Origin of the sequence: Pseudomonas sp. PSE1(2024), from assembly GCF_050990555.1 — a bacterium.
Taxonomy (GTDB): Bacteria; Pseudomonadota; Gammaproteobacteria; order Pseudomonadales; family Pseudomonadaceae; genus Aquipseudomonas; species Aquipseudomonas aphyarum.
On record NZ_CP158967.1, the window covers coordinates 2803972 to 2830928 of the forward strand.

A 26957-nucleotide genomic window follows, 5' to 3' on the forward strand; every position below is an offset into this window, starting at 1 on the left:
AATAAGATCCGAAACTTTATTCAGTATCATCTGGACGTCTTCCCTTAATAGTCAGGTGTGAATGCGTAGTTACCTTCCGTACAACAAGTCGCCGTCAGTCGCCGTGGCAACGGGTGGCGATGAAATTCGTTTTCCAGCAAGTCCATCTGATAACCGGCGGTGTTGGCGTAGATCAATAAATCGCCGGTTTGTGGTGTTGTTTCGAAGTGGATCAGTCGATGAGTGATCACATCATCGTCCAGGCAACTATGCCCGGCGATATAGGCTTGCATCGGAACTTGTTTTGATTCTTTCGAAGTGATCAGGATTGGATCGACGAGGTATTCAGACGAGAACCAGGTTTCGCACGCGCTGAAACTGCTGCCTTCGGCAAAGATCACAACTTTGTTGTCGGCCAGTTGTTTGGTGCGGGTCACGCGAAAGACGGTAATGGCTGCTTGATCCACCAGACTTCGGCCTGGCTCCAGTGCCAGTTTTATATGCTGGTTCTTCAAGTAACCGGCAATGGTTTTTCCTGGGGAATGCTCCGACTCCAGAAATAAGTCCAGCCACTGGCAAGCCGTCAGACTGCTGCCATAAGGATAAAAAGAGTTGGGTACTCGACGATTCTGATAATTAGCAGGGTTGTTATCGTTCTGCAAAAAACTGCCGTACTCCTGCGGGTCGACATAGCGCATCGGCAGGCCACCACCGATGTCGATCATGACCGGGTCGAGACCCATTTCCCTGGCTGCATCGACGAATCCGGTCACTTCACGGAAAGCCTGCACCCGGGTTTCGTAGCCGTACCCGCCGAGGTGGAAATGGAATCCTTCGAAGTGCAACGACTCACGAGATTCCGTCAGCCATTGCAGACACTGGAACACGTCATCGGCGCCCATGCCAAAGCGGCTCGCCGGGCAACTTGTCGGCCTGTAACGCAGCAGGACTCGGGCTTTGGCCGTTGCCGGCGTAGTGTCGAGCAGTGCTTTGAGCTGGCTGAACTCTTCCCGTGAATCCACACAAATCAGTGAACCGCCTTGTACCAGCGCTTGATGAAACGCGGTCGTTTTGGCCGGCCCGGTTGCGCACAGATGTTGCGCTTTTGTCCCGGCGCGCAGCGCGGCTTGCAGCTCAAACAGGCTCGATACGTCAGTGCCGATGCCTGATGACGCAGCCGCAGCCAGCAGGCATTGGGACTTGTTGGCTTTGGCGCCGTAGAAAATCGCGTAGTCAACCGCGTGCTTTTTCAGCACCGACTGCAGCGCCTGGGCATTGGCCTCAAAGGCATGTGGCCACACCAGATTCAGCGGCGATCCGTGTTGTTTAACCAGCTCAACAAGTTTCCCTGGTGAATGTTGAAGAAATTTTTCAATAACAGGGTCAAGTAACGGTTTCAGCACTTTTGGGTAATGAACTTCAGTTGTTTCTTTAACGGGCGGCGCAATTAATTCAGGCATAGAAAACCTCTGGCGTAAATAATCGCCATATGTATGTTGCGTGTTCTAGCTGCTCGTCAGGTACGAGTGTTTAAAGAGGTGGAGGCAGATGACAGATCCGCTCTGGAATTAAACAAGGGGCATGTTCTTTCATAAAATTTTTACAAATCTGTTTCATGAGAACCCCACTCCTTAAGGTTCAGGCAGGCAAGGAGAAGGCCAATAAAATGTGGCCTTGTCGCTTTTGAAGTGCCATTACCTGACATGTAAATGACATCATTGCGCCGAACTTTCCGTGAACAAAATCGCAGGTCTTGATTTGAGTCTCGCCCCTGTCAGCGGCTCGAACAATATTGCGAACAGGAACGATTATCAAGTAAGGTTTTCAAATATTTTTGAATGAACACACACAACAGGGGAGTGCGAAGCCGTTTGTTCGCCTGCTCAAGTAAGCGCTCGCGTATTGATTAAAAAATCCCTTAACGCCTTGTTATTCAAGGTGTTGACGGTTGATTCAATACGCCTGGAATCAACCCGGTTTTTCCCCTGTAACAGGTGTTCGAATTTTTTTGAAAACCCACGACTGAAGCACGCTCAGGAGAGTCCCGATGACTGTTCGTCACAGCACCAACGCCACGCTTCCCATCAGCTACCTGTTCGTTCCCGGCAACCGGCCGGAGCGCTTTTGCAAAGCGGTCGAAGCCGGCCCGGAGGCGATCATTCTCGACCTCGAAGACGCCGTTCATCCGAACAGCAAAGCCGTGGCCCGGGCATCGATCTGGGCCTGGCAGCAGAGCACGCCCGAAACCGCCTGCCAGCGTTACATCCGGCTGAACAGCGTCGGCAGCTCGCTGTTTCGCCAGGACATGACGTGGCTGGGCGACATGCGCTACCCCGAGCGCTGCGCGGGGATTTTCCTGCCCAAGGCCGAATGCCCGGAGAGCTTGTCGCGCGTGGTCGAGCGCCTGCTGGAATGGAACCCCGAGTTGCAAATCGTCGCCATCATCGAGACCGCCAAAGGCTTGCATCAGGTCGAGGCAATTGCGGCGATTCCGGGGTTGGCGCGGCTGGCATTCGGCTCGCTGGATTTCTCTCTGGACATCGATTGCAGCCAGATTCCCGAGGCGTTTCTGTTCGCCCGCAATCGCATCGTGCTGGCTTCGCGGGTGGCCGGTTTGCCGGCGCCGATCGATGGCGTGACCCCGGCCATCAGCGACATGGCGGTGGTCGAGCGCGACTCGCGTTATGCCCGGTCGCTGGGGTTCGGCGCCAAGCTGTGTATCCATCCTTCGCAAATCGCCACGGTGCAGAAAGCCTTCCTGCCCAACGCCCGCCAACTGGCGTGGGCGGACCGGGTCCTCAACGCGGTGGCGGGGGGCAGTCACGCGGTGCAAGTCGACGGCGAAATGGTCGATCTGCCGCTCATCGAGCAGGCCCAGCGCCTGCGGGACATGGCCAGCCAGTACGCGCTGATCGCCAACGCGGATGCCTGTTGAAACCGGGGGTGAATCATGGGACATGGTTACCAGATTGCCCTACGTGCGCTGTGCGACGTGCGGCAATCCGAGCAGGTCGATCCGCTCAACGTGCAGCGCCTGCGCGAGGCGATCACCCAGGCCGGGCACTGGCTTGAACCGATCATAATCGAGCGCTCCCGAGGCATCGTGATGGACGGCAATCACCGGTTCAACGCGGCGCGGGCACTGGGGTTGAAACGCGTGCCGTGCATCCAGCTCGACTACGCCGACCCACGTGTCTGTGTGCGCCACTGGCAAACCGGGCAAGCGTTCGAAGTGGCGCAGATTTTCACCACCATCGAGCGCGGCGAGCTGTTCCCGTACAAGACCACCCGGCACGCGTTCGACCCCGCGCTGCCGGTGGTCTCCATCCCGTTGCAATGCCTGTATGACTGACCCGCGTCGGAGGGTGGGTTTCGCAAACTCATCCTCCGGCGTTTTCCCCTCCGGGCGATCCGCTCAAAAAAATATCCGATCCTGCTGATACTTTTTCGATTGTCGACTGGCAAATAGGAGTCATTACCATTTTCAGCCACTCGAGAAGGACCCAAACGTCATGTCTGTTGCAAGCCGACCCTGCAGTGAACGCGCACTCACACTGGCCATTCGCACCGCGATGCTGAGTTCCATTCTGGCCGCAGGAAGCGCCACTGCCTGGGCAGCAGACCCCAAGCAACCCGAGCAACAGGACGCCGTCGCCACCGAAGGGCTGACGCTGGACACCACCAACGTCAACGCCCGTTACAACGGCGCGACCGCATTGCCGGAAGTCCTCGCCGGGGGCCAGGTCGCGCGTGGTGCGCGGCTCGGGATGATGGGCAACAAGGACGTGATGGACACGCCTTTCAGCGTGACCAGCTACACCGCCAAGACCCTCGCCGATCTGCAAACCGTCACCGTGGCCGATGCGCTGGAACGCGACCCTTCGGTACGCTCCACCGGGCAGACCGGCGGGATCGTCGATTCGTTTTTCATCCGTGGATTTGCGATAGGCGAGGGCAACCTCGGCGAGCTGGCCTATGACGGTGTGTACGGCGTCGCGCCCAACTATCGGGTGTTCACCGAATACGCCGAGCGCGTCGAAGTGCTCAAAGGGCCGGGCGCGCTGATGTACGGGATTTCGCCCAACAGCGGCGTCGGCGGTGTGATCAACATCGTGCCCAAGCGCCCGCTGGCCGAAGACCTGACCCGCTTCACCGGCAGTTACGCTTCGGACTCGCAAGTGGGCGGGCATCTGGACATCAGTCGGCGTTTCGGTGACGAAAACCAGTTTGGCGTGCGTTTCAACGGCAGCCTTCAGGGCGGCGACACTGCGGTGGATGATCAGCAAAGGGATCTCAACATCGGCGCCATCGCCCTCGACTATCAGGGCGAGCGCTTGCGCCTGAACCTGGATTTCATCAGCCAGAAAGAGAGCTTCGATGCGGCCTCGCGCCCGTTCACCATCGCGCCGGGCGTCGAGGTTCCATCGGCGCCGAATGGCCGCACCAACCTGCCGCAGGACTGGGGCTGGTCGGACACCAAGGAGCAGTCGGCCTTGCTCGGCGGCGAGTATGACCTCAACGATAACCTGACGGTGTTCGCCCACGCCGGTGGCGGTCGCTCGGACGTCAAGCGCATGTCCGACCAGGTGCCGCGAATCCTCAACGACGCCGGCGACACCAGCAACATTCCCGGCTACTACAAATTCAACGTCGACCGTTCAACGGCGGACGTGGGGATGAGAGCGCTGTTCGCCACAGGCCCGGTCACCCACACCACCACGGTCATGGCGACCCGTTATCAGGACGAGTTGTCCCGAGGCATCAACAACGGCACGGAAATTCGCTCGAACATCTACCATCCGGTGGACGTACCCAAGCAGTACATCAACTCGCCGAAAGTGCTGCGCATTTCCGAATCGGAACTGTCCGGCATCGCGTTGACCGACACCCTGGGCTTTCTCGATGACAGGATTCAGTTGACCCTCGGCGTGCGCCGTCAGGACATCGAGTCGCGTAACTACAACGCCTCGGGTGCGGTCAGCTCGCGTTACGACGACAACGCGACGACGCCGCTGGCGGGCGTGGTGGTCAAACCGTGGGACGACGTTTCGCTTTACTACAACTACGTCGAAGGCTTGAGCAAGGGCGACATCGCCCCCGGCACGGCGGCGAACTCCGGCGAAACCTTCGCACCCTACAAGTCCAAGCAGCACGAAATCGGCGTGAAGTACGAACACGGTACGTTCATGACCACTCTGGCGCTGTTCCAGATCGAGAAACCGAGCGGCGAAATCGGCGCCGGCAACGTGTTCTCGGTGCAAGCCGAACAACGCAACCGTGGCGTCGAATTGAGCATGTTCGGTGAAGTGGCGCCGGGCACCCGCCTGATGGGCGGCGTGACCGTGCTCGATGGCGAACTGACGGATTCGGCCACCGCCGCCAACCGTGGCAACAAACCGGTGGGCGTGCCGGATGTCCAGGCCAACCTCTGGGCCGAGTGGGATACACCGTGGGTCGAAGGTTTCACCCTGACCGGCGGCGCGATCTACACCGACAGCCAATACGTCAATCAGGCCAACACCCAGGAGCTGCCTTCCTGGACTCGCGTCGACGCCGGCGCTCGCTACGCCACCAAGATCGAAGGTCGGCCGACGACGTTCCGCGCCACGGTGCAGAACGTGTTTGATCGTGAGTACTGGTCGGGTGTGGCGTCCTACGGCGCGTTCTCCCCGGGCTATCCACGCACGTTGCAGTTGTCGGCGACCGTCGACTTCTGATCGGGGGGCGCACTTGATGGCAGGACAGTCGAGTGCGCCTTCTTCTATATAGCTACGCACAGCGGTTGAGCACAGAGCCTTCAAGGAAAAGGAGTATTCGAATGTTAACCAGCCCGGCATCGACTTCCTCTGGTACGCCATTGCCGATCCCGAAAGGCCAGCGGGCCTTCGATTTCGAGCGCAGCACCAATGAGCATATCCGTGAGCTGCTGCATTATTACGGGCTGCGCACCAGCCTGATCCGGATCAAGGTGATCGATGCCTTGCTGGTTGCCGCACGGGAAGGGCGCTCCGTTGGCGGACGCGGGGTGCATGGGTATCTGCAGGCGTTTGTCAGCGGCATCCAGTTCATTAGCGTCAGGGAAGTGCTCAAGCGTTTGTGCGAGGAGGGCGTCATCGTGTTTCAGCCCGACAAAAGCTACCGTTTCACCGGCGAGGCCTACGCGATGCTGGAGCAGCATGCCGACCGCTGACTGATCGCGTTTGCCGTTCTGACCAAAACCACCTGTTCGCAGGTGGTTTTTTCGTTGGGGCCGTCAATCATGATTCGCTGAAAGCGTTCGATCAGCGGACAGCCAAACCTTCGTCCAATTGCCCGATTCGGCACGCCGGCGTACTGTGACCGGTGATGGCGTAAACCGTGACCATCACCATAACGACAAGATCGAGTGCCTTGCCCATGGACAGCCGCCTGCTGAGCGACCGCAGCAGCGTGTTTCGTCACGCTGACCCGTATGCCGTCTCCGACTATGTGAACCAGCACGTCGGCCAGCATTTCATCGGCCTGTCCAAAACCGCCCACCCGCAAGCCAGCCTCAATCACCGCAAACTCGCCGACCTCGATCTGTGCCGCATCAGCTATGGCGGCAGCGTTCGCGTCACGTCGCTGGCGCTGGAAACCGTGTATCACCTGCAAGTCCTGCTGCAAGGCAACTGCCTGTGGCGCGGGCACAAGCGCGAGCATCATCTGGTGCCGGGCGAATTGCTGTTGATCAACCCGGACGACCCGGTCGACCTGACCTATTCCGACGATTGCGAGAAATTCATCCTCAAGGTGCCGGTCAGCGTGCTGGAGTCGGTGTGCGACGAACAGCGCTGGCTGCATCCTGCCGGCGGCATCCGGTTTCTGCGCAATCATTACCGGCTCGACGAGCTGGAGGGGTTTACCAACCTGCTGGGCATGATCTGCCAGGAAGCCGAAGCCAGCGACCCGTTGCTGCGGGTGCAGGAACATTACGCGCAGATCGTCGGCAGCAAACTGATCTCGTTGATGAACACCAACGTCAGCCGTGAAAGCCTGAGTTCGCCGAGCGTCAGTTTCGAGCGGATCCTCGACTATATAGAGCGCAACCTGAAGCTGGATCTGCCCGCCGAGCACCTGGCGGCCCAAGCGAACATGAGCCCGCGTTCCCTTTACGCCTTGTTCGAACGCCAGCTCGGCGTGACCCCGATGCAACACATCCGCCAGCGCAAGCTGGAACGCATTCACACCTGCCTCAACGACCCGAGCTGTCCGGTGCGCAACCTCACCGAACTGGCGCTGGACTACGGCTTCCTGCACCTCGGGCGTTTCTCCGAAAGCTATCGCCAGCAGTTCGGCGAATTGCCGTCCGTGACCTTCAAACGCCGCCACTGAATTCCCGCCCCGAAACAATCTGAAGCACCTGCCGCGCCGTCCTGCACAAAACGGATAGCGCTCTGCAGGATTCGGATATTGCCGCCCGCGTTGCCTCCCTAATCTGACCTGGCCTGAACAATAACAATGGAGGCCCCGGCCATGTCCCTGGGAATCGACTACCTCAATGCCATGCTTGAAGAGGACCCCGAGAAGGGGGCCTACCGCTGCAAGCGGGAGATGTTCACCGATCCGCGGCTGTTCGAACTGGAGATGGCGCACATCTTCGAAGGCAACTGGATCTACCTCGCCCACGAAAGCCAGATCCCCAACGCCAACGACTTTCTGACCCTCACCATGGGTCGCCAACCCGTGTTCATCGCCCGCAACAAGGCCGGTGAACTCAATGCCTTTCTCAATGCGTGCAGCCATCGCGGCGCCATGTTGTGCCGGCACAAGTCCGGCAACCGTTCCAGCTACACCTGCCCGTTTCACGGCTGGACGTTCAACAACAGCGGAAAACTGCTCAAGGTCAAAGACCCAAGCGAAGCCGGCTACCCCGAAGGCTTCAACTGCGAAGGCTCTCACGACCTGACCAAAGTCGCGCGTTTCGAGTCCTATCGCGGCTTTCTGTTCGGCAGCCTGAATGCCGATGTGAAGTCGCTTGCCGAGCACTTGGGCGAGTCAGCCAAGATCATCGACATGATCGTCGATCAGTCCCCCGAAGGCCTGGAAGTGCTGCGCGGTTCCAGCTCCTACATCTATGAAGGCAACTGGAAACTCACCGCCGAAAATGGCGCCGACGGCTATCACGTCAGCTCCGTGCACTGGAACTACGCCGCCACCCAGAACCAGCGTCAGCAGCGCGACGCCGGCGAAGAAATCAAGACCATGAGCGCCGGCAGCTGGGCGAAGAAGGGCGGCGGTTTCTACTCGTTCGACCACGGCCATTTGCTGCTCTGGACCCGCTGGGCCAACCCCGAGGACCGTCCAGCCTACGAGCGTCGTGATGAACTGGCCCGGGACTTCGGCCAGGCCCGCGCCGACTGGATGATCGAGAACTCGCGCAACCTGTGCCTGTACCCCAACGTGTATCTGATGGATCAGTTCAGCTCGCAGATCCGCATCGCCCGGCCGATCTCCGTCGACAAGACCGAGATCACCATCTATTGCATCGCCCCCAAAGGTGAAAGCGCGGAGGCCCGGGCCAAACGCATCCGCCAATACGAAGACTTCTTCAATGTCAGCGGCATGGCCACTCCGGATGACCTCGAAGAATTCCGCTCGTGCCAGACCGGATACGGCGCCGGGCGCGGCTGGAACGATATGTCCCGTGGCGCAACCCATTGGGTCGAAGGCCCGGACGCGGCGGCCGAGGAAATCGACCTCAAACCCTTGCTGTCCGGCATGCGCACCGAGGACGAAGGCCTGTTCGTGCTGCAACACAAGTACTGGCAGGAAACCATGCTCAAGGCCGCCGCCAGCGATAAAAACCTGATCCCCGTGGAGGCTGTGTGATGAGCAACCTCTACGAAACTGTGCGCGATTTCCTCTACCGCGAAGCGCGCTATCTGGACGACGGCCAGTGGGATCAGTGGCTGGAACTCTACGCCGCCGACGCCAGTTTCTGGATGCCGGCATGGGACGACCACGACACCCTGACCGAAGACCCGCAAAGCGAAATCTCGCTGATCTGGTACGGCCACCGTGGCGGCCTCGAAGACCGGGTGTTCCGGATCAAGACCGAGCGCTCCAGCGCGACCATTCCCGACACCCGCACCTCACACAACCTCAGCAACATCGAGATCGTCGAGCAGGGCGAAGGGCAATGCCAGGTGCGCTTCAACTGGCACACCCTGAGCTTTCGCTATCAGGTCACCGACAGTTATTTCGGCACCAGCTTCTACACCCTCGACCTGCGCGGCGACCAGCCGTTGATCAAGGCCAAGAAAGTCGTGCTGAAGAACGATTACGTCCGTCAGGTCATCGACATCTACCACATCTGATCGAGACGGCGGCGAGCCGGGCTCGACGCTGTGAGCGAGGTGTACCATGAGTTTCCAGATCGCACTGAATTTCGAAGACGGGGTCACCCGTTTCATCGAGGCCTCGGGCCACGAAACCGTTGCCGACGCGGCCTACCGCCAAGGCATCAACATCCCGCTGGACTGCCGCGACGGCGCTTGCGGCACCTGCAAATGTCTCGCCGAGGCCGGGCGTTACGCCATGGGCGACAATTTCATCGAAGACGCCTTGAGTGAAGATGAACTGGCCCGGGGTTACGTCCTGACCTGCCAGATGCGCGCCGAAAGCGATTGCGTGGTGCGGGTGCCGGTCGACTCGCAAGTGTGCAAGACCGAACAGGCGAGTTATCAGGCGTCGATCAGCGATGTTCGTCAGCTCTCCGAAAGCACCATCGCGCTGTCGCTCAAGGGCGAATCCCTGAGCAAACTGGCGTTCCTGCCGGGGCAATACGTCAATCTGCAAGTGCCGGGCAGCGAGCAATCCCGCGCCTATTCCTTCAGCTCGTTGCAGAAGAACGGCGAGGTCAGTTTCCTGATCCGCAACGTCCCCGGCGGTCTGATGAGCAGCTTCCTCACCGGGCTGGCCAAGGCCGGCGACAGCCTGAATCTCGCCGGGCCGCTGGGCAGTTTTTATCTGCGCGAAATCAAGCGTCCGTTGCTGTTGTTGGCCGGCGGCACCGGGCTGGCGCCGTTCACGGCGATGCTGGAGAAGATCGCCGAGCAGGGCAGCGAGCACCCGGTTCACCTGATCTACGGCGTGACCAACGATTTCGATCTGGTCGAAATCGACCGCCTCGAAGCGTTCGCCGCGCGCATCCCGAACTTCAGCTTCGGCGCCTGCGTGGCCAATCCGCAGAGTCAGCACCCGCTCAAGGGCTACGTCACCCAGCACATCGAACCGCGCCACCTGAACGAAGGCGATGTCGACGTGTACCTGTGCGGCCCGCCGCCGATGGTCGAGGCGGTCAGCCAGTACATCCGCGAGCAGGGCATCACGCCGGCGAACTTCTACTTCGAGAAATTCGCGGCGGCCTGAGTCTTCTTTCTGAATTGCGAGGTTGTCATGAACAACAGATTCGCCAACAAGGTCGCGCTGGTCACCGGCGCGGCGCAGGGCATCGGTCGCCGGGTGTGCGAGCGCTTGCTGGAGGAGGGCGCGCAGGTCATTGCCGTCGACCGCTCCGAACTGGTTCACGAACTGCAAGGCGAGGGCGTGCTGTCGCTGACCGCCGACCTGGAGCAATACGCCGATTGCGCCCGGGTGATGAGCGCCGCCGTCGATACGTTCGGGCGCCTGGATGTGCTGGTCAACAACGTCGGCGGCACCATTTGGGCCAAGCCGTTCGAGCACTACGAAGTCGAGCAGATCGAGGCCGAAGTGCGCCGCTCGTTGTTCCCGACGCTCTGGTGCTGCCACGCAGCCTTGCCGTACATGCTCAAGCAGGGGCGCGGCGCGATCGTCAATGTGTCGTCGATTGCGACCCGCAGCCTGAACCGCGTTCCCTACGGCGCGGCCAAGGGCGGAATCAATGCGCTGACTGCCTGCCTGGCCTTCGAGAATGCCGAGCGCGGGATCCGGGTCAACGCCACCGCGCCCGGCGGCACCGAAGCGCCGCCCCGGCGCATCCCGCGCAACACCGCCGAACAGTCCGCGCAGGAGCAGGCCTGGTATCAGGAGATCGTCGCGCAAACCCTCGATAGCAGCCTGATGAAACGCTACGGAACCATTGACGAACAGATCGGCGCGATCCTGTTTCTCGCCTCGGACGACGCCTCCTACATCACTGGTGTAACCCTGCCGGTCGGTGGCGGGGACCTCGGTTGATCACGCTTGAATGGACACTGAAATGAACCGGATCCTGATTGAAAACCTGTCGGCGATCATCGTCGACCTGTCGACCATCCGCCCGCACAAACTGGCGATGCACACGATGCAGAACCAGACGCTGGTGATCCTGCGCCTGCGTTGCAGCGACGGTATCGAAGGCGTCGGCGAAGCCACCACCATCGGCGGTCTGGCCTACGGCTACGAAAGCCCGGAAAGCATCAAGGCCAACATCGACGCGCACCTGGCGCCGGCGCTGATCGGCCTGGACGCGGACAACATCAACGCCGCGATGCAGAGGCTCGACAAGATTGCCAAGGGCAACACCTTCGCCAAGTCCGGCATCGAGAGCGCATTGCTCGACGCCCAAGGCAAACGCCTCAGCCTGCCTGTGAGCGAACTGCTCGGTGGCCGGGTCCGCGACAGCCTCGAAGTGGCCTGGACCCTGGCCAGCGGCGACACCGCCCGCGACATCGCCGAAGCCGAGCAAATGCTGGAAGCGCGGCGGCACCGGATCTTCAAACTGAAGATCGGCGCCAACCCGCTGGAGCAGGATCTGAAACACGTGGTGGCGATCAAGAAAGCCTTGGGCGAGCGCGCCAGTGTGCGGGTCGACGTCAACCAGTACTGGGACGAATCCCAGGCGATTCGCGGCTGTCAGGTACTTGGCGACAACGGTATCGACCTGATCGAGCAGCCGATCTCGCGGGTCAATCGCTCCGGGCAGATTCGCCTGAACCAGCGCAGCCCGGCGCCGATCATGGCCGATGAATCCATTGAAAGTGTCGAGGACGCGTTCAGCCTCGCCGCCGACGGCGCCACCAGCGTCTTCGCCCTGAAAATCGCCAAAAATGGGGGCCCGCGCGCCGTGTTGCGCACCGCGCAAATCGCCGAAGCCGCCGGCATCGCCCTGTACGGCGGCACCATGCTCGAAGGCTCCGTCGGCACCCTGGCTTCGGCCCATGCGTTCCTCACGCTCAGGCAATTGACCTGGGACACCGAGCTGTTCGGCCCGCTGTTGCTGACCGAAGACATCGTCACCGAGCGCCCGCAGTACCGCGACTTTCACCTGCACATTCCACGCACCCCGGGCCTGGGCCTGACGCTGGATGAAGAGCGTCTGGCGCGTTTTCGCCGGCACTGATTCCCCAAGGAGAACGCCATGCTGTTCCACGTAAAAATGACCGTGAAATTGCCCGCCGACATGGACCCGGCCGTTGCCACAAGGCTCAAGGCCGACGAAAAGGAACTCGCCCAGTGCCTGCAACGCGAAGGCCAGTGGCGCCACCTCTGGCGCATCGCCGGGCACTACGCCAATTACAGCGTGTTCGACGTGCCCAGCGTCGAAGCGCTGCACGACACCCTGATGTTGCTGCCGCTGTTTCCCTACATGGAAATCGAGATCGACGGCCTCTGCCGCCACCCCTCGTCGATCCACACCGACGACCGCTGAGCCCGGACCCGACCCCACAACAACAAGATGAGGTGAACACCATGACCGTGAAGATTGCCCACACTGCCGAACTGCAAACGTTCTTCGAAGAAGCCGCCGGTTTCGCCAACGATGGCGGCAGCTCGCGCTTGAAAACCATTGTTCTGCGGGTGTTGCAGGACACCGCCCGGATCATCGAAGACCTTGAGATCAGCGAAGACGAATTCTGGAAAGCCGTCGATTACCTCAACCGCTTGGGCGGCCGCTCGGAAGCCGGGCTGCTGGTGGCCGGCCTCGGCCTCGAACATTTTCTCGACCTGCTGCAGGATGCCAAGGATGCGCAGATCGGCTTGACCGGCGGCACGCCGCGCACCATCGAGGGCCCGTTGTACGTGGCCGGCGCGCCGTTGTACGAAGGTGAATGCCGGATGGACGACGGCAGCGAGGAGGGCGTCGCCACGCTGATGTTGCTCGAAGGCCAGGTATTCGACCCGCAAGGCCAGCCGCTGGCCGGCGCCACAGTCGACCTGTGGCACGCCAACACCAAGGGCACGTACTCGTTCTTCGACCAGAGCCAGTCCGAATACAACCTTCGCCGGCGGATCATCACCGACGCCGAAGGCCGCTACCGCGCCCGCAGCATCGTGCCCTCCGGTTATGGCTGCGATCCGCGAGGCCCGACCCAGGAATGCCTCGACCTGCTCGGCCGCCACGGCCAGCGCCCGGCTCATATTCACTTCTTCATTTCCGCCCCGGGGCATCGGCACCTGACGACGCAGATCAATCTGTCGGGGGACAAATACCTGTGGGATGACTTTGCGTATGCGACCCGTGAAGGGTTGGTCGGGGAGGTCGAGTTTCTGGAGGATGCAGCGGGACGTCGCGCCGAATTGAAGTTCGACTTTCAGTTGCAGCAGGCGCCGGATGCGGCGGCGCAGCAGCGCAGTCAACGACCACGGGCGTTGCAGGAAGCCTGATTTCGGAGCTCTGATCAGATTGGCTGAACTGCGCAAAAAGTTGCGCAGTAGTCCGTCATAAAACCACGGCAAAAATCGCTGGAGGCCTTTCCGATCAAGGCCTCCAGCCAAGTGCGCAAAAAGTTGCACAGTACTGCGCAACTTCTTGCGCACTTTTTCGCCGTTTCCTACAGAAAAAATCGAAAAAATCCCACGCGGACTTGGTAAACCCTTGATGGGTAATGGCTATGTGATGGCTGGCACGACTTTTGATAACTCCTTGGCCACCTGGGCAGGCAATCACGCCGTCCGGTTCTGTCTTTTGAGCAAGGAGCACACCCCATGGCAACACCAGCGTACATGTCGGTTACCGGCGAAAAACAAGGCCTGATCACTGCCGGCGCGTTCACTGCCGACTCCGTTGGCAACACCTATCAGGAAGGTCACGAAGACCAGGTCATGGTTCAGGCGTTCACCCACGACGTGATCATCCCGCGTGACCCGCAATCCGGTCAGCCAACCGGTCAGCGCGTGCACAAGCCAGTGATCATCACCAAGGTCTACGACAAGGCTTCGCCACTGCTGCAAGCTGCTCTGACCTCCGGCGAGCGCATGAGCGAAATCGTTATCCAGTGGTACCGCACTTCGGCTCAAGGTACCCAAGAGCACTACTACACCACCAAACTGGAAGACGCGATCATCGTCGCCATCAACAACAAAATGCACAACTGCCAGGATCCAGGCAACGCGCACTTCACCCACCTGGAAGAAGTGCAGTTCACCTACCGCAAAATCACCTGGACCCACGAAGTATCCGGTACTTCGGGTTCCGATGACTGGCGTGCTCCAGTCGTTTAATCGCGGCTGATGGTTGTACCGTCTCGGCCGGTTTAGCCGGTCGAGGCATCTTCACTACTCAAAGAATTTTTGCTGCCAGATCCTTATCGATCTGGCGGCGTCGCAGCACTGTGCGAGGGACAAGGGAATGTTCTCACCGGCCAACCAGCCCCATTTCAATCTGACCATCGATGGCGCGGACAGCGATTTTCAGGTGCTGTCGTTCACCGGTCGGGAAGCCCTCAACACGCCCTTCGAATTCGAGCTGGAACTGGTCAGCGAAAAGGCCTCGATCAACCTCGAAAACCTGCTGCACAAACTGGCGTTTCTTCAGCTCTCGCCGAGCGGCAGCGGGATACACGGGCTGATCTACAGCATCGCCCAGGGCGAGGCGGGCAAGCGCCTGACCCGCTACAGGATTTCCCTGCGACCGCAGCTTTCGTACCTCGCGCACCGCTTCAACCAGCGCATTTTCCAGCAGATGACCGTGCAGCAGATCATCAGTCAGGTGCTGGAAGAACACGGCATCCTCGCCAGCGATTACCACTTCCAGCTCAGCGCGATCTATCCCGAGCGCATCTACTGCACGCAGTACGATGAAAGTGACCTGCATTTCGTCCAGCGCCTGTGCGAAGAGGAGGGGATTCACTACCATTTTCAGCACACGTCCAGCGGCCACAAACTGACCTTCGGCGATGACCAGACGGTGTTCCCGAAACTCGCGCCGGTGGCCTATCAGCAAGACTCGGGCTTGGTGGCGGACAAGCCGGTGGTCAAGCGTTTCGGCCTGCGCCTGGCCACCCGCACCAGCCGCACCACGCGGCGCGATTACGACTTCGTCAAACCGAAGATCGAACTGGAAAGCGACGCCAAGAGCAGCGCTCAGCCAGACCTGGAAGATTACGATTACCCGGGTCGTTTCGTGGATCGCGAGCGTGGCAAGCACCTGGCCAATCGCAACCTCGAACGCCATCGCAGCGACTATCGCCTGGCCGAGGGCAACAGCGACCAACCGATTCTGGTCACAGGGCATTTTCTGGCCCTGACCGACCACGCCAATCCGACGTGGAACGACCTGTGGCTGCTCACCGAAATCTTCCACGAAGGCAAACAGCCGCAAGTGCTGGAAGAGTCGGTCACCAGCGACACCACTGACGACAAGGACGACTTCCATCAGGGCTATCGCAACCGCTTCAACGCGATCCCGTGGGACGTGCCGTACCGCCCGCCGCTGGATCACCCGAAGCCCAAGGTCCTCGGTTCGCAAAGCGCCGTGGTCACCGGCCCCGAAGGCGAAGAAATCTTCTGCGACCAGTACGGCCGGGTGAAGGTGCAGTTCTTCTGGGACCGCGAAGGCCAGCACGACGACAAGACCACCTGCTGGATGCGCGTGGCCTCCAACTGGGCCGCTGAAACCTTTGGCTCGATCAATATTCCGCGGGTCGGCATGGAAGTGCTGATCACCTTCCTCGAAGGCGATCCCGACCAGCCGCTGATCACCGGTTGCCTGTACCACGGCGCCAACCTGCCGCCGTACAAGTTGCCCGACTTCAAGACCCTGGCCACGGTCAAGAGCAAGGAATACAAGGGCAGCCGCGCCAACGAACTGCGCATCGACGACACCACCAGCGAGATCAGCATCGCGCTGCGCAGTGATCACGGTGCGAGCGCGATCAACCTCGGTTACCTGACTCATCCGCGTCCAAGCGGCGGTCAGCCACGCGGCGAAGGTTTTGAGTTAAGAACCGACCGCCATGGCGCCGTGCGTGCGGGCGCGGGTTTGCTGATCACCACCGAGCCGCGCCCGAACGAATCCAAGCACCACAAGGACCTGCCGGAAACCGCCGAACGTCTGGCCACGGCCAGCGATCAACAGGACGGTTTCGCCACGCAGGCCAAAGAGCTTCAGGCTCAAGAAGCCGGCGATCAGGACGACGTGGCCAAAGCGCTGCACGCGCAACACCAGGGCGTGCTCGGCTCGGGACCTGCGAACCTCACCGCCAACGAATTCCCCGAATTCACCGAGCCGCATCTGGTGCTCGCCAGTCCCGCCGGTATCGCCCTGACCACGCCGCGCTCCAGCCACATCGCCACCGGCGAACACCTGGCGCTGAGCAGCACCGGTCACACCAGTTTTTCCATCGGCAAACGCCTGCTGGCCAGCGCCAGTCGCGGCATGCGCCTGTTCGTACAGAGCATGGGCTGGCGGCTGGTGGCGGCGTCCGGCGACATCGACGTCAAGGCGCTGAAGGACAGCATCAACCTGCTGGCCAAACTCAACATCACCGCCAACGCCGACCGCATCACCATCACCGCCAAGACCGAACTGGTGATCCAGGGCGGCGGCAGCGCCACGACCTACAACGCTGGCGGCATCACCCACGCCACCAGCGGCCCGTACACCGCCCACGCGGCGAACTTCGCCTACACCGGGGCGAAATCCCTGGCCGGCGTGTTCCCGGAACCGCCGAAACCGGGCAAGGGCAACCTCGAACTGTTCAACCAGTACGCCGGCCGCCAGGGCATCAAGGACGGCGACTACGAAGTCATCGATGCCTTGGGCAAAAGCATCAAGGGCAAGCTCGACGCCAAGGGTTTCGCCAGTGTTGCCGGCGCCGCACCGGGGCCAGCGCGGGTGCTGTTCGGCAAGGATCCGGCGGACACCTGGAGCGACGGCAGCTACATCGGCAAACCGGAATGGCCGTTGAATCCGCCGGGCGGGGAAGACATTCCGAGTCAGGTGCAGGCGATGGTGGCGCAGGCGCTGCCGAGCAAGAACTGGGACATGTTGGAGAAGGGCAAGGAATTGGCACAGACAGGGATGGGGGCAATGCAGACCGCGCAAGGTGCGATGCAAACGGCGCAGCAGGTGAAAGGCGTGATGCAGGGCGGAGCGGCCGGACTGCCGAAACTGGCGAGTGCGGCGTTGCCGAGTGCGTCGGGGATTCTCGGGGCGGCGAGCAAGGCGGGCAAGTTGCCAACGCTTCCGGCTCCAGCCCTGCCAAAAACTTCCTTGAAAACCCCGGGCCTGCTGGCGGGAGAGGTGTTGTCATGACGACTGGATCCGATGGTGCGAAAACGCGTGAGCCGCAAGTCGCGGTGGTGCCACTCAATACGATCGATATTCAGGATGTCGGACGCGGCGCTGCCAAATTCGATGCCTGGTTGCAGTCCATCAGCGGCGGTGTCGTCACACTCGATCGGGTCAAGAACGTCGCGGGTGCTCTTCCCGTCGTGGGCAACATCATGGCGTTGGTAGATGCCCTCGGAGACATAGTGACTCTGGCCAAAAGCAAACAGCGTCAAGTGCTGGATTGGGTCAGCCTGGGTATCAACCTGATTGGTGTATTGCCTGCGCCGCCGACCATGGCTTCTGCGCGCATGACATTACGCCCGACCCTGGGGCTGGTGCGTCAGGAACTGCGAAACAGTGCCAAGACACTGCTGGGAGACTCCCTGATCGAAGTGCTGATCGGGCATCTGAACGCGACCATCGTCGGCACCATCGATGACTTCGTAAAACAGGCACAACCCAAACTGGCGGGCATTCTCGACGACGCTGGAAAACTGGGTCAAAGCGCGGTGAACGAAATTGCCAAGGGCTTGGAGAAGGTGGTCAATGGCAAGCTCGATGCGAAGGGCGACCTCAATGCGGCCGGTTCGAAAATCACGGCGGCGCGCGGTCAGTTGTTGCACGACCCCAAGGCGGCTATCAGCAACATTTTCGGTGCCGCTTTCAGTGCCTACAAGGCTGCAGGCAAAGGCGTTGCCAACAGTGCCGCTAAGAACTTGCTGCCGGAGAAAGCCAAGGCTCTGGTACTGAGCAACACCTCGATGCTTCGCACGCTGGGGGTGGAGCTGCAATCCCAGATGAAAAAGCTTGGTGACCCGGGCGTTCAGCATTCCATTGGCTGGCTGTTGCAGATGTTGGCGGGCTCGGTAGCAACCTGGCGCAAGCGGCGCTCTCATGGTCAGGCCGCCAGTGTCAAACCGGGGGCCACGAGCAAGGCTGAACAACGCGCCGGCAAAGGCCAACTGGAGTTGCAACAAAGCCAGGCGCGAGCCCGTTCTGATGCCAGTGATTGCAAGAATGTCGTCCCGACAGGTACGAAAAGGAACATCAGCTTTGCACGCGGCACGGAAACCATCACCCACACGGATTTCCGTTTGCCGGGCCCGTTTCCCATCGTCTGGAACCGTACTTATTACTCGAATCTGGAGGCCTACGACAAAGGCAGCCTGGGTGCTCGCTGGATCAACGAGTTCACCACTCGTTTCGATTATGTGGATGACGGGTTGGTCTTCCATGCGGCCGATGGCCGAAGTCATGAATATGCCTTGCCCAAAGTCGGCGAAGCCCATCATGACCCGATTGAAAACCTGACTCTGATTCGCTCAGGTGAAAATCAATTGCTGCTGTGCCGTGGCGTTGAGCGAAAAGAAACCTACGTGCGTCGTGGGGCACGCTTTCTGCTCGCCGGCATCGAACTGCGCAGTGGTGCTGGAATCATGCTGCACTATGAGCACATGCATGGTGATGAGCCGGTGCTCTCTGACCTTCTCACCTATCAGGGGGACGTTACAAAGGTTCATCTACAACTCGGAACACTGATCGATGACCACGGGCGTCTGACAGGTTTGTGGGAGATTGCCGATGGCATCCCTCAGCGCCAACTGTGTGCCTATCACTATGATGCCTTGGGAGATCTGGTTCAGGCACAGGATGAAAACGGTTATGCCTGGAATTATGAATTCCGGAGCCATCTGATCACGCGATATACCGACCGGACCGGGCGGGGCATGAATTTGCAATGGCAGGGGGACGGCTCCGATGCCAAAGCGATTCGTGAATGGGCGGATGATGGAAGCTTCGATACCCGACTTGAGTGGGACGAAAACATTCGTCTGACCTACGTCACTGACGCCCACGGCAATGAGACCTGGCACTACTACGACATTCTTGGCTACACGTACCGTATCCGGCATCCGGATGAGCGTTCGGAATGGTTGTTCCGCGATGAGGCCAAAAATGTCGTGCGACATGTCCACACCGATGGAAGCGTTGATCGGTTCAGCTACGACGAGCGTGGCAATCTTCTCGAACACATCCGTGCCGATAACACCGTAGTGCATTACGCATACGATGATCTGGACCAACTGATCAAGGTTAGTGATGCAGAGGGCGGACAGTGGACCAGAGCTTATGACGACAGCGGCAATCTTGTGGAAGCTGTCGATCCTCTGGGTAACAAGACAGAGTACACCTACACATCTGCCGGCTATCCGGAGACCGTCAAGGATGCAAACGGGGCAGAGAAGAAATTCGAATACAACGATGCCGGTCAGTTGACCGGATACACAGATTGCTCCGGCAAAACCAGTACTTGGGAGTATAACGGCCTGGGTCAGTTGATTTGCTTTACCGATGCGGCAGGGCAGGGCACCGAGTATGAGTATGCGGCTGGTCAACTGGTGTTGATCAGGCATCCGGACAAGTCTGAGGAACGTTTCAGTCGCGATGCCGAAGGGCGCCTTTTGGCCCATGTCGACAGCCTGAACCGCTGCACCACCTGGAACTACAGCGCCGCCGGCCTTATCGTCGAGCGAGTGGATGCGGCTGAGCAAACGTTGCGCTATCGCTGGGACCGTCTCGGTCGTTTGACCGCTTTGGAGAACGAAAATGAGCGTAGCGCCCATTTTCATTACGATCCAATGGGGCGGTTATTGGAGGAAACAGGTTTCGACGGCCATATCACGCGCTACCAGTACGACTCTGAATCAGGTCGTTTGAGCAGCAAGCTTGATGGCGAGCGGCGAGTGGCTTTCCAGTTCGACCTGATGGGCCGTCTGATAGAGCGTCGTGCGAGTCTGGGCGTACAGGTACAAAGTGAAACATTTGCCTACGATGGCAACGGCAATATGACACTGGCCGAAAATGATCACAGTCGCTTGCAGTGGTTCCACGATCCGGCGGGTAACCTGCTGCGTGAACACCAGCATTATCTGAGTTTGGAGCAGCCACGGATCGCAGTCTGGCAACATGAATATGATGCCCTGAATCAGCGAGTAGCGACTGTGCGACCGGATGGCCAAAGAGTCAGTTGGATGACCTACGGCAGTGGGCACTTGCTGGGATTGAAAGTGGATGACCACGAATTGCTGGCCTGGGAGCGTGACGATCTGCATCGCGAAATCGCCCGCCATCAGGGTAATCATTTATTGCAGACGCAGAAGTGGGACCCGGCTGGGCAGTTGCAGGAGCAATTGTTGGGTCGCAGCGATGACAAGCGCACGTTGCTCAAGCGTGAATATCAATATGATCCTGCGGGTCAACTGATCCTTCTCAACGACACGCGACGCGGGCCGCTGACGTATCAGTACGATCCGGTGGGGCGCCTGATCAAGGCGGCGAGTCGACAGGGTGTGGAAACTTTCGCCTTTGATCCTGCCGGTAACTTGCTTGATGAGCCGGTTCAACAGATGCGCCGACCTCTGGATCAGGACCCGATGCGTAGCAAGCGGGTGGACAACCTGCTGCGTGAGTACTCGGGCACCCACTATGAATACGATGATCGAGGCAATCTGATACAGCGTTGGCACAACGGCAGTATCGCCAGAATGCGCTGGGACTTGTTCGACCGTTTGGTTCACTTTGATGATGCTCGACTGGAAGTCGAGTATGCCTACGATGTATTGGGACGCCGCCTTTACAAGAACTCGACTGCGCATTTCATGCGACGGCCTGAAGCCGGATCACAGTGGAACGACAATGAGTTTGTCCGCAAGCAGCGAGAGTCGGGTTGTGGTTTCACATTGTATGGCTGGGACGGCGATACGCTGGCCTGGGAGAGCAGTCCGGCTCTGGTTGATGGTGATCCCGGGCGCACGGTGCATTACATCTATGAGCCGGGTACTTACATTCCGGTTGCGCAAGCTTTGCGACACCAGCCAATCATTCTGATGGGGCAGCCTGACTTCAGCGGCGAGTATCAGTTGGAGGACGACCCGCTGTGGAATCACGTACCTGTGGCGCTGCCAATCGACGTCCTGAGTTGGTATCAATGCGACCGAATGGGGACTCCTCTGGAGTTGACCGACCAGAATGGCGAAATAGCCTGGAGCGCACAGTACAAGGCATGGGGGAGCGTGGCTGAACAGCGCTCGCCAATGGCGCAGCAACAGGGTATTGGCAACCCGCTTCGCTTCCAGGGGCAGTATCACGATCAAGAAACGGGGCTGCATTACAATCGTTATCGTTATTACGATCCGTTGATTGGACGCTTTATCAGCAAAGATCCCATCGGTTATGACGGTGGGTTGAACCTCTTTGTGTATGCGCCGAGTCCACTGGGCTGGATTGACCCGCTAGGCTTGGCAAGATGTCCGTGTGCCGATCTGAAGAAAGGCAACCCTGAAGGAACCGGGCCATTCAGAGGCGGATCTTATGGAGGCACCACAGCCTCGGGGATCGAGTCGCATCACATGCCGGCAGATAGCACCAGTCCGATAAAGAGAAGCCAGGGGCCTGCAATTCAAATGGAGCCCTATGACCATGGCCAAACAATGAGTCACGGTCACCAGGGTAATCCCGGCAAAGCCTATCGGGCTCAGGTCCAGTCAAAAATTGAGGTGGGGGACATGAGGGGAGCAATGGCGATGGAGATCAGAGATGTGCGCCGTGTTGCCACTCAGGTCGGACAACCCAGAAAGTACAATGAAGCAATGCAAGAAATGCTGGCGTATGCCAAGTGCCGTAAATTTCTGGATAAGTGAGAGAAACCATGAATGATCAAGCGTTCAAAGTGTGGCGAGACAAACTGGTTTCATTGGATCGCTACGAGAACCCGGAAGATGCTCGTGAGTTCTCGGCGCTCGTGAGCAGTGTCCGCGACGAACTCGATGCAAAAACCATTGATGTACTGCTGTCGACCTTTTGCGATGACGACGACTACGGTGTGCAAGAGCGCGTGTTGGGTGTTCTTGATCATGCTGAAGCGGGCGTTTTTGCTGAAAGGCTTGCGGTGAACTTCTCAACGTTGCAAAGCCAGGCAAGTGGCAAGGAATGGCCTCTTATTCTGATCGGTCGTGTCGTTAACTCGGATAACGCAGAGAAGATCAAGGCGATTGTCGGGGCCGCGAAGAAATCCCCGGGTCTTGACGCCTTTATTCGAAGTGATGAGTTCCTGGATGAGTATCCGGAGATCGAAAGTTACTTCGCCTGATGTGACTCAAGGCTCAGGGCCGGCATGCAGAGGATAAAGGGGGGATAAAGGGGGCGGATTTATTTTTGCCAACATCTATCAGAACCTGGATGACGAGACGCTGTTGAACTGGTGGCTCGAAGTCTGACGACCCTGAACCCACAATCGAATGGAATCGGATCAACAAATGGAGTGGCTGTGAGCGAACATGAGCGGGTTTATCCCAGCGCCGCGCAGAACGCGGTCTGTGAAAAATACGGGATGTCTGTGCTTCCTCCTGAGGAAATGGTCGCTATCGCCATCGAGTCGCTAGGGAACACACCCATTTATGGCACACGCGTTCGTTTGCCGGATGGGGGGAATGTCAGCTGGTTCATCCACGGCGGCACGCATTCCGCGGCGATTGATTTTTACCAGCCGGTTTGTATTGAACACTTGCCCGAAATGCTTCCGCTGGTGATGAAATATCTGTGCTTACCCACGGGTGCAAAATTCATCATCGATACCCAAGGGTACGAAGACGTGTGGATGGCTGAGTAACCTGGTCAAAGGAGTGAGAGCATGAAAGACGCAATTCGCTTGGGCGACTCCACCACCCACGGTGGCAAAGTCCTCGAAGCCTTCTCCCGGACCGACCTTAACGGCAAGCCGATTGCCGGGCTCGGTCACAAGGTCAGTTGCCCGTTGTGCAAAGGGATTTTTCCGATTGCCGAGGGCAGCAGCACCTACACCGTCGATGGCGTGCCCATCGCGCTCGACGGCATGAAAACTGCGTGTGGGGCGGCGCTTATTGCCAGCGGCCCGAAGGGCGCGGTGGTCAGCTGAGTCCTGTAGTCAGACAGACCTAAGCTAATGCAAAAAAGATATTTGTTCGGTGTTTTTAATATCGTTTAGTTTTGTTTCATAGACGAATCAAAAGCATCAAACCGATAGACCTCCCGATTGCCATGACGGCACACGCTGAATCGATCACGGACTCTTCAGGTTTGATTCACACGGGAGTGAATCATGCCGCACACCTCAGATATCACAGCATTACCCATCCTCGACCTGTCCCTGCTCGACGGTACGCCGTCGCAACGCCAGGCCTTTCTCGATGACTTGCGCCATGCCGCCCGCGATGTGGGCTTTTTCTACCTGACCGGCCATGGCATCGACGCCAGCCTGCTCAAACAAGTGCAGGATTATGCCCGCCAGTTCTTCGCCTTGCCTGACAGCGAGAAAACCGCCGTCGGCATGATCAATTCGCCGCACTTTCGCGGCTACAACCGCGCCGCTTCCGAGATCACTCGAGGGCAGCCTGATCAACGTGAACAGTTCGATCTGGGCGCCGAGCGCGACGCCTTGCCGTTGAACGCCGACAGTCCGTTGTGGGCGCGGCTGCAAGGGCCGAATCAATGGCCGGAAGCGTTGCCGCAGCTCAAGCCGCTGCTGCTCGACTGGCAGCAGGCGATGACTCAAATGTCGCTGCGTCTGCTGCGCGCATTCGCTCAGGCGCTTTCCTTGCCGGAAGACGCTTTTGACCGGTTGTACGGCGACAAACCCAACGAACACATCAAGCTGATGCGCTATCCGGGGCAAGCCTCGACCACGAGCAATCAGGGCGTCGGCGCGCACAAGGATTCGGGTTTTCTCAGCTTCCTGCTGCAAGACCAGCAGGCCGGCCTGCAAGTGGAAATCGAAGAGGGGCGCTGGATCGATGCGCTGCCTCGGGACAACACCTTGGTGGTGAACATCGGCGAGTTGCTGGAGCTGGCCACCAACGGTTACCTGCGCGCCACGGTGCATCGGGTGGTGTCGCCACCGGTGGGCAGCGAGCGATTGTCCATCGCGTTTTTCCTCGGCGCGCAACTGGATGCAGTGGTGCCGCTTTATCCGTTGCCGACGGCGCTGTTGCGTGAGGCGCGCGGCCCGGCCAGTGATCCGCTCAATCCGTTGTTCCGCGATGTCGGCTGGAATTATCTGAAGGGCCGACTGCGCTCCCATCCCGATGTCGCGCAGCGCTTTTACGCCGATGCGTCGAATACCCAGACACCGCTTCGCAGGACCGCCAACGCCTGATCCATCACTCGCTTAAGGACTCTTCCCATGTTGAAAAAAGCAGGCTTGACCCTGGCCGTCCTCGGCGCGCTGGTGACTTCGTTCAGTGCTCAAGCGCTGGAACCATTGCGGGTTGCCGCCGACCCGGTGCCCCACGCGCAGATTCTGACGTACATCCAGAAGCTCGATCCGCAGCTCAATCTCAAGGTGATCGAAATCCCGCAGGGCGTGAACTCCAACGAGCTGCTGGTGCACGGCGATGTGGACGCCAACTACTTCCAGCATCTGCCGTACCTGCAATCCCAGGAAAAGGCCCTCGGCGAAAAACTCGCGGTGGCCGCCACGGTGCACATCGAACCGCTGGGAATTTATTCCCATCGCCACAAAACCTTCGCCCAGGTGCCGGACAAAGGCACGGTCGCCGTACCGAACAACGTCACCAACCTGAGCCGCGCGCTGTACCTGTTGCAGGACAACGGCCTGATCAAGCTCAAGCCCGGTTTCAATGACCCGGCGGCCGATCAGGCGACGCCCAAGGACATCGCCGAAAACCCTAAACACCTGAAGATCCTCGAAATCGAATCGCCGCAATTGCCACGTGCGCTGGACGATGTGGACCTGGCGGTGATCAACGGCAACTACGCGTTGGAAGCCGGGTTGGTGCCGGCCAAGGATGCGCTCGGTCTGGAGAAGGCCGAACACAACCCGTACGCCAACATTCTGGTGACCACGCCGAAACTGGAAAACGATCCGCGCATTCAGCAACTGGCCAAGGACCTGACCTCGCCGCAAGTCGCCAAATACATCGCCGAGAACTTCAAGGGTTCGGTGATCCCGGTGGCGGATGCCAAGCCATGATCGTCGTCGAGCAGTTGAGCAAGACCTATCCGTCAGCGTCGACCCCGGCGCTGGACCAAGTGTCGCTGAGCATTCCCGATGGCGCGATCTACGGAATTCTCGGGCGCAGCGGCGCGGGTAAATCGACGCTGCTGCGTTGCCTCAATCTGCTCGAACGCCCGGATGCCGGGCGGATTCTGCTGGACGGCGAAGACCTCACGGCGCTGTCCGATAGCGAACTGCGCCGCCAGCGTCAGCGCATCGGCATGATCTTCCAGGGCTTCAACCTGCTGCATTCGCGCAACGTGTTCGACAACGTCGCGGTGCCGCTGGAAATCGCCAAAGTCGCCAAATCACAGCGCCATGAACGGGTTCGGGAGTTGCTGGATCTGGTGGGCCTGGGCGACAAGGCCGAAGCGTTTCCATCGCAACTGTCTGGCGGTCAGAAGCAGCGGGTGGGCATCGCTCGGGCCCTGGCGGCTCGGCCGGCGTATCTGCTGTCGGACGAAGCCACCAGCGCCCTCGACCCGGAAACCACCGCATCGATTCTGGAGCTGTTGCGCGATATCAACCGCCAGCTCGGTTTGACCATCGTGCTGATCACCCACGAACTGGACGTGGTCAAGTCGATCTGCGATCACGCCGCGTCCATGGCCAACGGAAAACTGGTGGAGGCGGGGCCGGTGGCCCGATTGCTGGCCGATCCGCAGTCCGCGCTCGGCGCTTCACTGCGACCCAGTTGCGGCTTGCCGCTGGGGCACGATGCGCCCGGTTTGAGTTTTCTGCGGCAATACGGCGTACGGGCGGCCCACTCATGAACCGCGTGATCGACTGGAATGAAATCCTGCAACTGGTGCTCAACGCCACCGGCGAAACCCTGTACATGGTGCTGCTCGCCGGGTTGTTCACCCTGCTGATCGGCCTGCCGCTGGGGGTGTTGCTGTTCATCAGCCGGCGTCAGGGCCTGTACCCGTTGCCGAGGCTCAATCAAGCCTTGGGGGCGATCATCAATCTGGGGCGTTCGCTGCCGTTCGTGGTGATGCTGATTGCCCTGATCCCGCTGACCCGGCTGGTGGTCGGCACCACGCTGGGCAGCACCGCCGCCGTGGTGCCGATCACCATCGGCGCCTTCCCGTTTTTTGCGCGGATCGTCGAGAACGCCCTGGATGAAGTCGAAAAGGGCCGGATCGAAGCGATCCTCGCCATGGGCGGTGACATCCGCCACGTGATTTTCAAAGTGCTGTTGCCCGAAGCGCTGCCGGCCCTGCTGGCGGGCATCACCCTGACGCTGGTGATGCTGATCGGTTTTTCCTCCATGGCCGGGGTCATCGGCGGTGGCGGACTGGGCGATCTGGCGATCCGCTACGGTTATCAACGGTTCAACAATGAAGTGATGGTCGCCACCGTCGTGGTGTTGGTCATCCTCGTCCAGGGCGTGCAAAGCCTGGGCGATCGACTGGTGCGTTCGCTGGCTCATCGACGTTAAGGAATTTT

Annotated in this window: 23 protein-coding genes; 22 read left to right on the forward strand and 1 reads right to left on the reverse strand. The window is 59.6% G+C overall.

All coding sequences use genetic code 11. The features are described 5' to 3' along the window. Positions 1–44: 44 nt before the first annotated feature. A complete protein-coding gene (locus ABTV87_RS12585) occupies positions 45–1439 on the reverse strand; it encodes a Y4yA family PLP-dependent enzyme (RefSeq protein ID WP_433899643.1) in 1395 nt (464 codons plus the stop codon). 587 nt (positions 1440–2026) lie between these two features. Here ABTV87_RS12585 and ABTV87_RS12590 point away from each other — a divergent pair. The 22 genes from ABTV87_RS12590 to ABTV87_RS12695 all read left to right on the forward strand — a co-directional run bounded on the left by ABTV87_RS12590 (position 2027) and on the right by ABTV87_RS12695 (position 26949). Then, positions 2027–2914, forward strand: a complete 888-nt coding sequence (locus ABTV87_RS12590) for an HpcH/HpaI aldolase/citrate lyase family protein (RefSeq protein WP_433899644.1) — start codon at positions 2027–2029, stop codon at positions 2912–2914. A gap of 15 nt (positions 2915–2929) precedes the next feature. Next, positions 2930–3331: a ParB N-terminal domain-containing protein gene (locus ABTV87_RS12595; protein WP_433899645.1), complete on the forward strand. Its 402-nt coding sequence runs from the start codon at positions 2930–2932 to the stop codon at positions 3329–3331. A 160-nt stretch (positions 3332–3491) separates the two neighbouring features. After that, on the forward strand, positions 3492–5696 hold the full coding sequence (locus tag ABTV87_RS12600) for a TonB-dependent receptor (protein WP_085604784.1): 2205 nt from the start codon (positions 3492–3494) through the stop codon (positions 5694–5696). Between the two features lie 101 nt (positions 5697–5797). Beyond that, a complete protein-coding gene (locus ABTV87_RS12605; protein ID WP_433899646.1) occupies positions 5798–6169 on the forward strand; it encodes a fe2+ zn2+ uptake regulation protein in 372 nt (123 codons plus the stop codon). A gap of 206 nt (positions 6170–6375) precedes the next feature. Then, positions 6376–7332 (forward strand): AraC family transcriptional regulator, encoded by a 957-nt coding sequence (locus ABTV87_RS12610; protein ID WP_258713380.1) that lies wholly within the window; start codon positions 6376–6378, stop codon positions 7330–7332. Positions 7333–7473: 141 nt separating this feature from the next. After that, on the forward strand, positions 7474–8829 hold the full coding sequence (gene benA / locus ABTV87_RS12615; RefSeq protein WP_433899647.1) for a benzoate 1,2-dioxygenase large subunit: 1356 nt from the start codon (positions 7474–7476) through the stop codon (positions 8827–8829). Next, positions 8829–9317 (forward strand): benzoate 1,2-dioxygenase small subunit, encoded by a 489-nt coding sequence (gene benB, locus ABTV87_RS12620; RefSeq protein ID WP_433899648.1) that lies wholly within the window; start codon positions 8829–8831, stop codon positions 9315–9317. Before benA ends, benB begins: the two co-directional genes overlap by 1 nt. A gap of 46 nt (positions 9318–9363) precedes the next feature. Then, complete coding sequence (benC, locus tag ABTV87_RS12625) at positions 9364–10371, forward strand: benzoate 1,2-dioxygenase electron transfer component BenC (protein ID WP_433899649.1); 1008 nt, start codon at positions 9364–9366, stop codon at positions 10369–10371. 27 nt (positions 10372–10398) lie between these two features. Next, positions 10399–11160, forward strand: a complete 762-nt coding sequence (locus ABTV87_RS12630; RefSeq protein ID WP_433899650.1) for a 1,6-dihydroxycyclohexa-2,4-diene-1-carboxylate dehydrogenase — start codon at positions 10399–10401, stop codon at positions 11158–11160. Between the two features lie 22 nt (positions 11161–11182). Next, complete coding sequence (locus ABTV87_RS12635) at positions 11183–12304, forward strand: muconate cycloisomerase family protein (protein WP_433899651.1); 1122 nt, start codon at positions 11183–11185, stop codon at positions 12302–12304. An 18-nt stretch (positions 12305–12322) separates the two neighbouring features. Beyond that, on the forward strand, positions 12323–12613 hold the full coding sequence (gene catC, locus ABTV87_RS12640; RefSeq protein ID WP_221533455.1) for a muconolactone Delta-isomerase: 291 nt from the start codon (positions 12323–12325) through the stop codon (positions 12611–12613). Positions 12614–12654: 41 nt separating this feature from the next. Beyond that, complete coding sequence (catA, locus tag ABTV87_RS12645) at positions 12655–13569, forward strand: catechol 1,2-dioxygenase (protein ID WP_433899652.1); 915 nt, start codon at positions 12655–12657, stop codon at positions 13567–13569. A 321-nt stretch (positions 13570–13890) separates the two neighbouring features. Next, a complete protein-coding gene (locus tag ABTV87_RS12650; RefSeq protein ID WP_433899653.1) occupies positions 13891–14406 on the forward strand; it encodes an Hcp family type VI secretion system effector in 516 nt (171 codons plus the stop codon). A gap of 127 nt (positions 14407–14533) precedes the next feature. Next, a complete protein-coding gene (locus tag ABTV87_RS12655) occupies positions 14534–17440 on the forward strand; it encodes a type VI secretion system tip protein VgrG (protein ID WP_433899654.1) in 2907 nt (968 codons plus the stop codon). Further along, positions 17437–22158 carry an RHS repeat-associated core domain-containing protein gene (locus tag ABTV87_RS12660; RefSeq protein ID WP_085604753.1) on the forward strand — a complete coding sequence of 1574 codons (4722 nt, stop codon included), beginning with the start codon at positions 17437–17439 and terminating at the stop codon, positions 22156–22158. Before ABTV87_RS12655 ends, ABTV87_RS12660 begins: the two co-directional genes overlap by 4 nt. An 8-nt stretch (positions 22159–22166) precedes the next feature. Beyond that, positions 22167–22607 carry a hypothetical protein gene (locus ABTV87_RS12665; RefSeq protein WP_085604750.1) on the forward strand — a complete coding sequence of 147 codons (441 nt, stop codon included), beginning with the start codon at positions 22167–22169 and terminating at the stop codon, positions 22605–22607. Between the two features lie 177 nt (positions 22608–22784). Further along, positions 22785–23126 carry an immunity protein Imm33 domain-containing protein gene (locus ABTV87_RS12670; RefSeq protein WP_256578500.1) on the forward strand — a complete coding sequence of 114 codons (342 nt, stop codon included), beginning with the start codon at positions 22785–22787 and terminating at the stop codon, positions 23124–23126. 21 nt (positions 23127–23147) lie between these two features. Further along, entirely contained in the window at positions 23148–23411 is a 264-nt protein-coding gene (locus ABTV87_RS12675; protein WP_039771176.1) for a PAAR domain-containing protein, read from the forward strand. Positions 23412–23594: 183 nt separating this feature from the next. Then, a complete protein-coding gene (locus ABTV87_RS12680; protein WP_085604747.1) occupies positions 23595–24647 on the forward strand; it encodes an isopenicillin N synthase family dioxygenase in 1053 nt (350 codons plus the stop codon). 27 nt (positions 24648–24674) lie between these two features. Beyond that, a complete protein-coding gene (locus ABTV87_RS12685) occupies positions 24675–25484 on the forward strand; it encodes a MetQ/NlpA family ABC transporter substrate-binding protein (RefSeq protein ID WP_085604744.1) in 810 nt (269 codons plus the stop codon). Then, positions 25481–26281, forward strand: coding sequence for a methionine ABC transporter ATP-binding protein (locus tag ABTV87_RS12690; RefSeq protein ID WP_085604741.1), 801 nt, complete (start codon positions 25481–25483; stop codon positions 26279–26281). The genes ABTV87_RS12685 and ABTV87_RS12690 overlap by 4 nt, the downstream gene beginning before the upstream one ends. Next, on the forward strand, positions 26278–26949 hold the full coding sequence (locus ABTV87_RS12695) for a methionine ABC transporter permease (protein ID WP_007955507.1): 672 nt from the start codon (positions 26278–26280) through the stop codon (positions 26947–26949). Before ABTV87_RS12690 ends, ABTV87_RS12695 begins: the two co-directional genes overlap by 4 nt. The last annotated feature ends 8 nt before the right edge of the window (positions 26950–26957 follow it).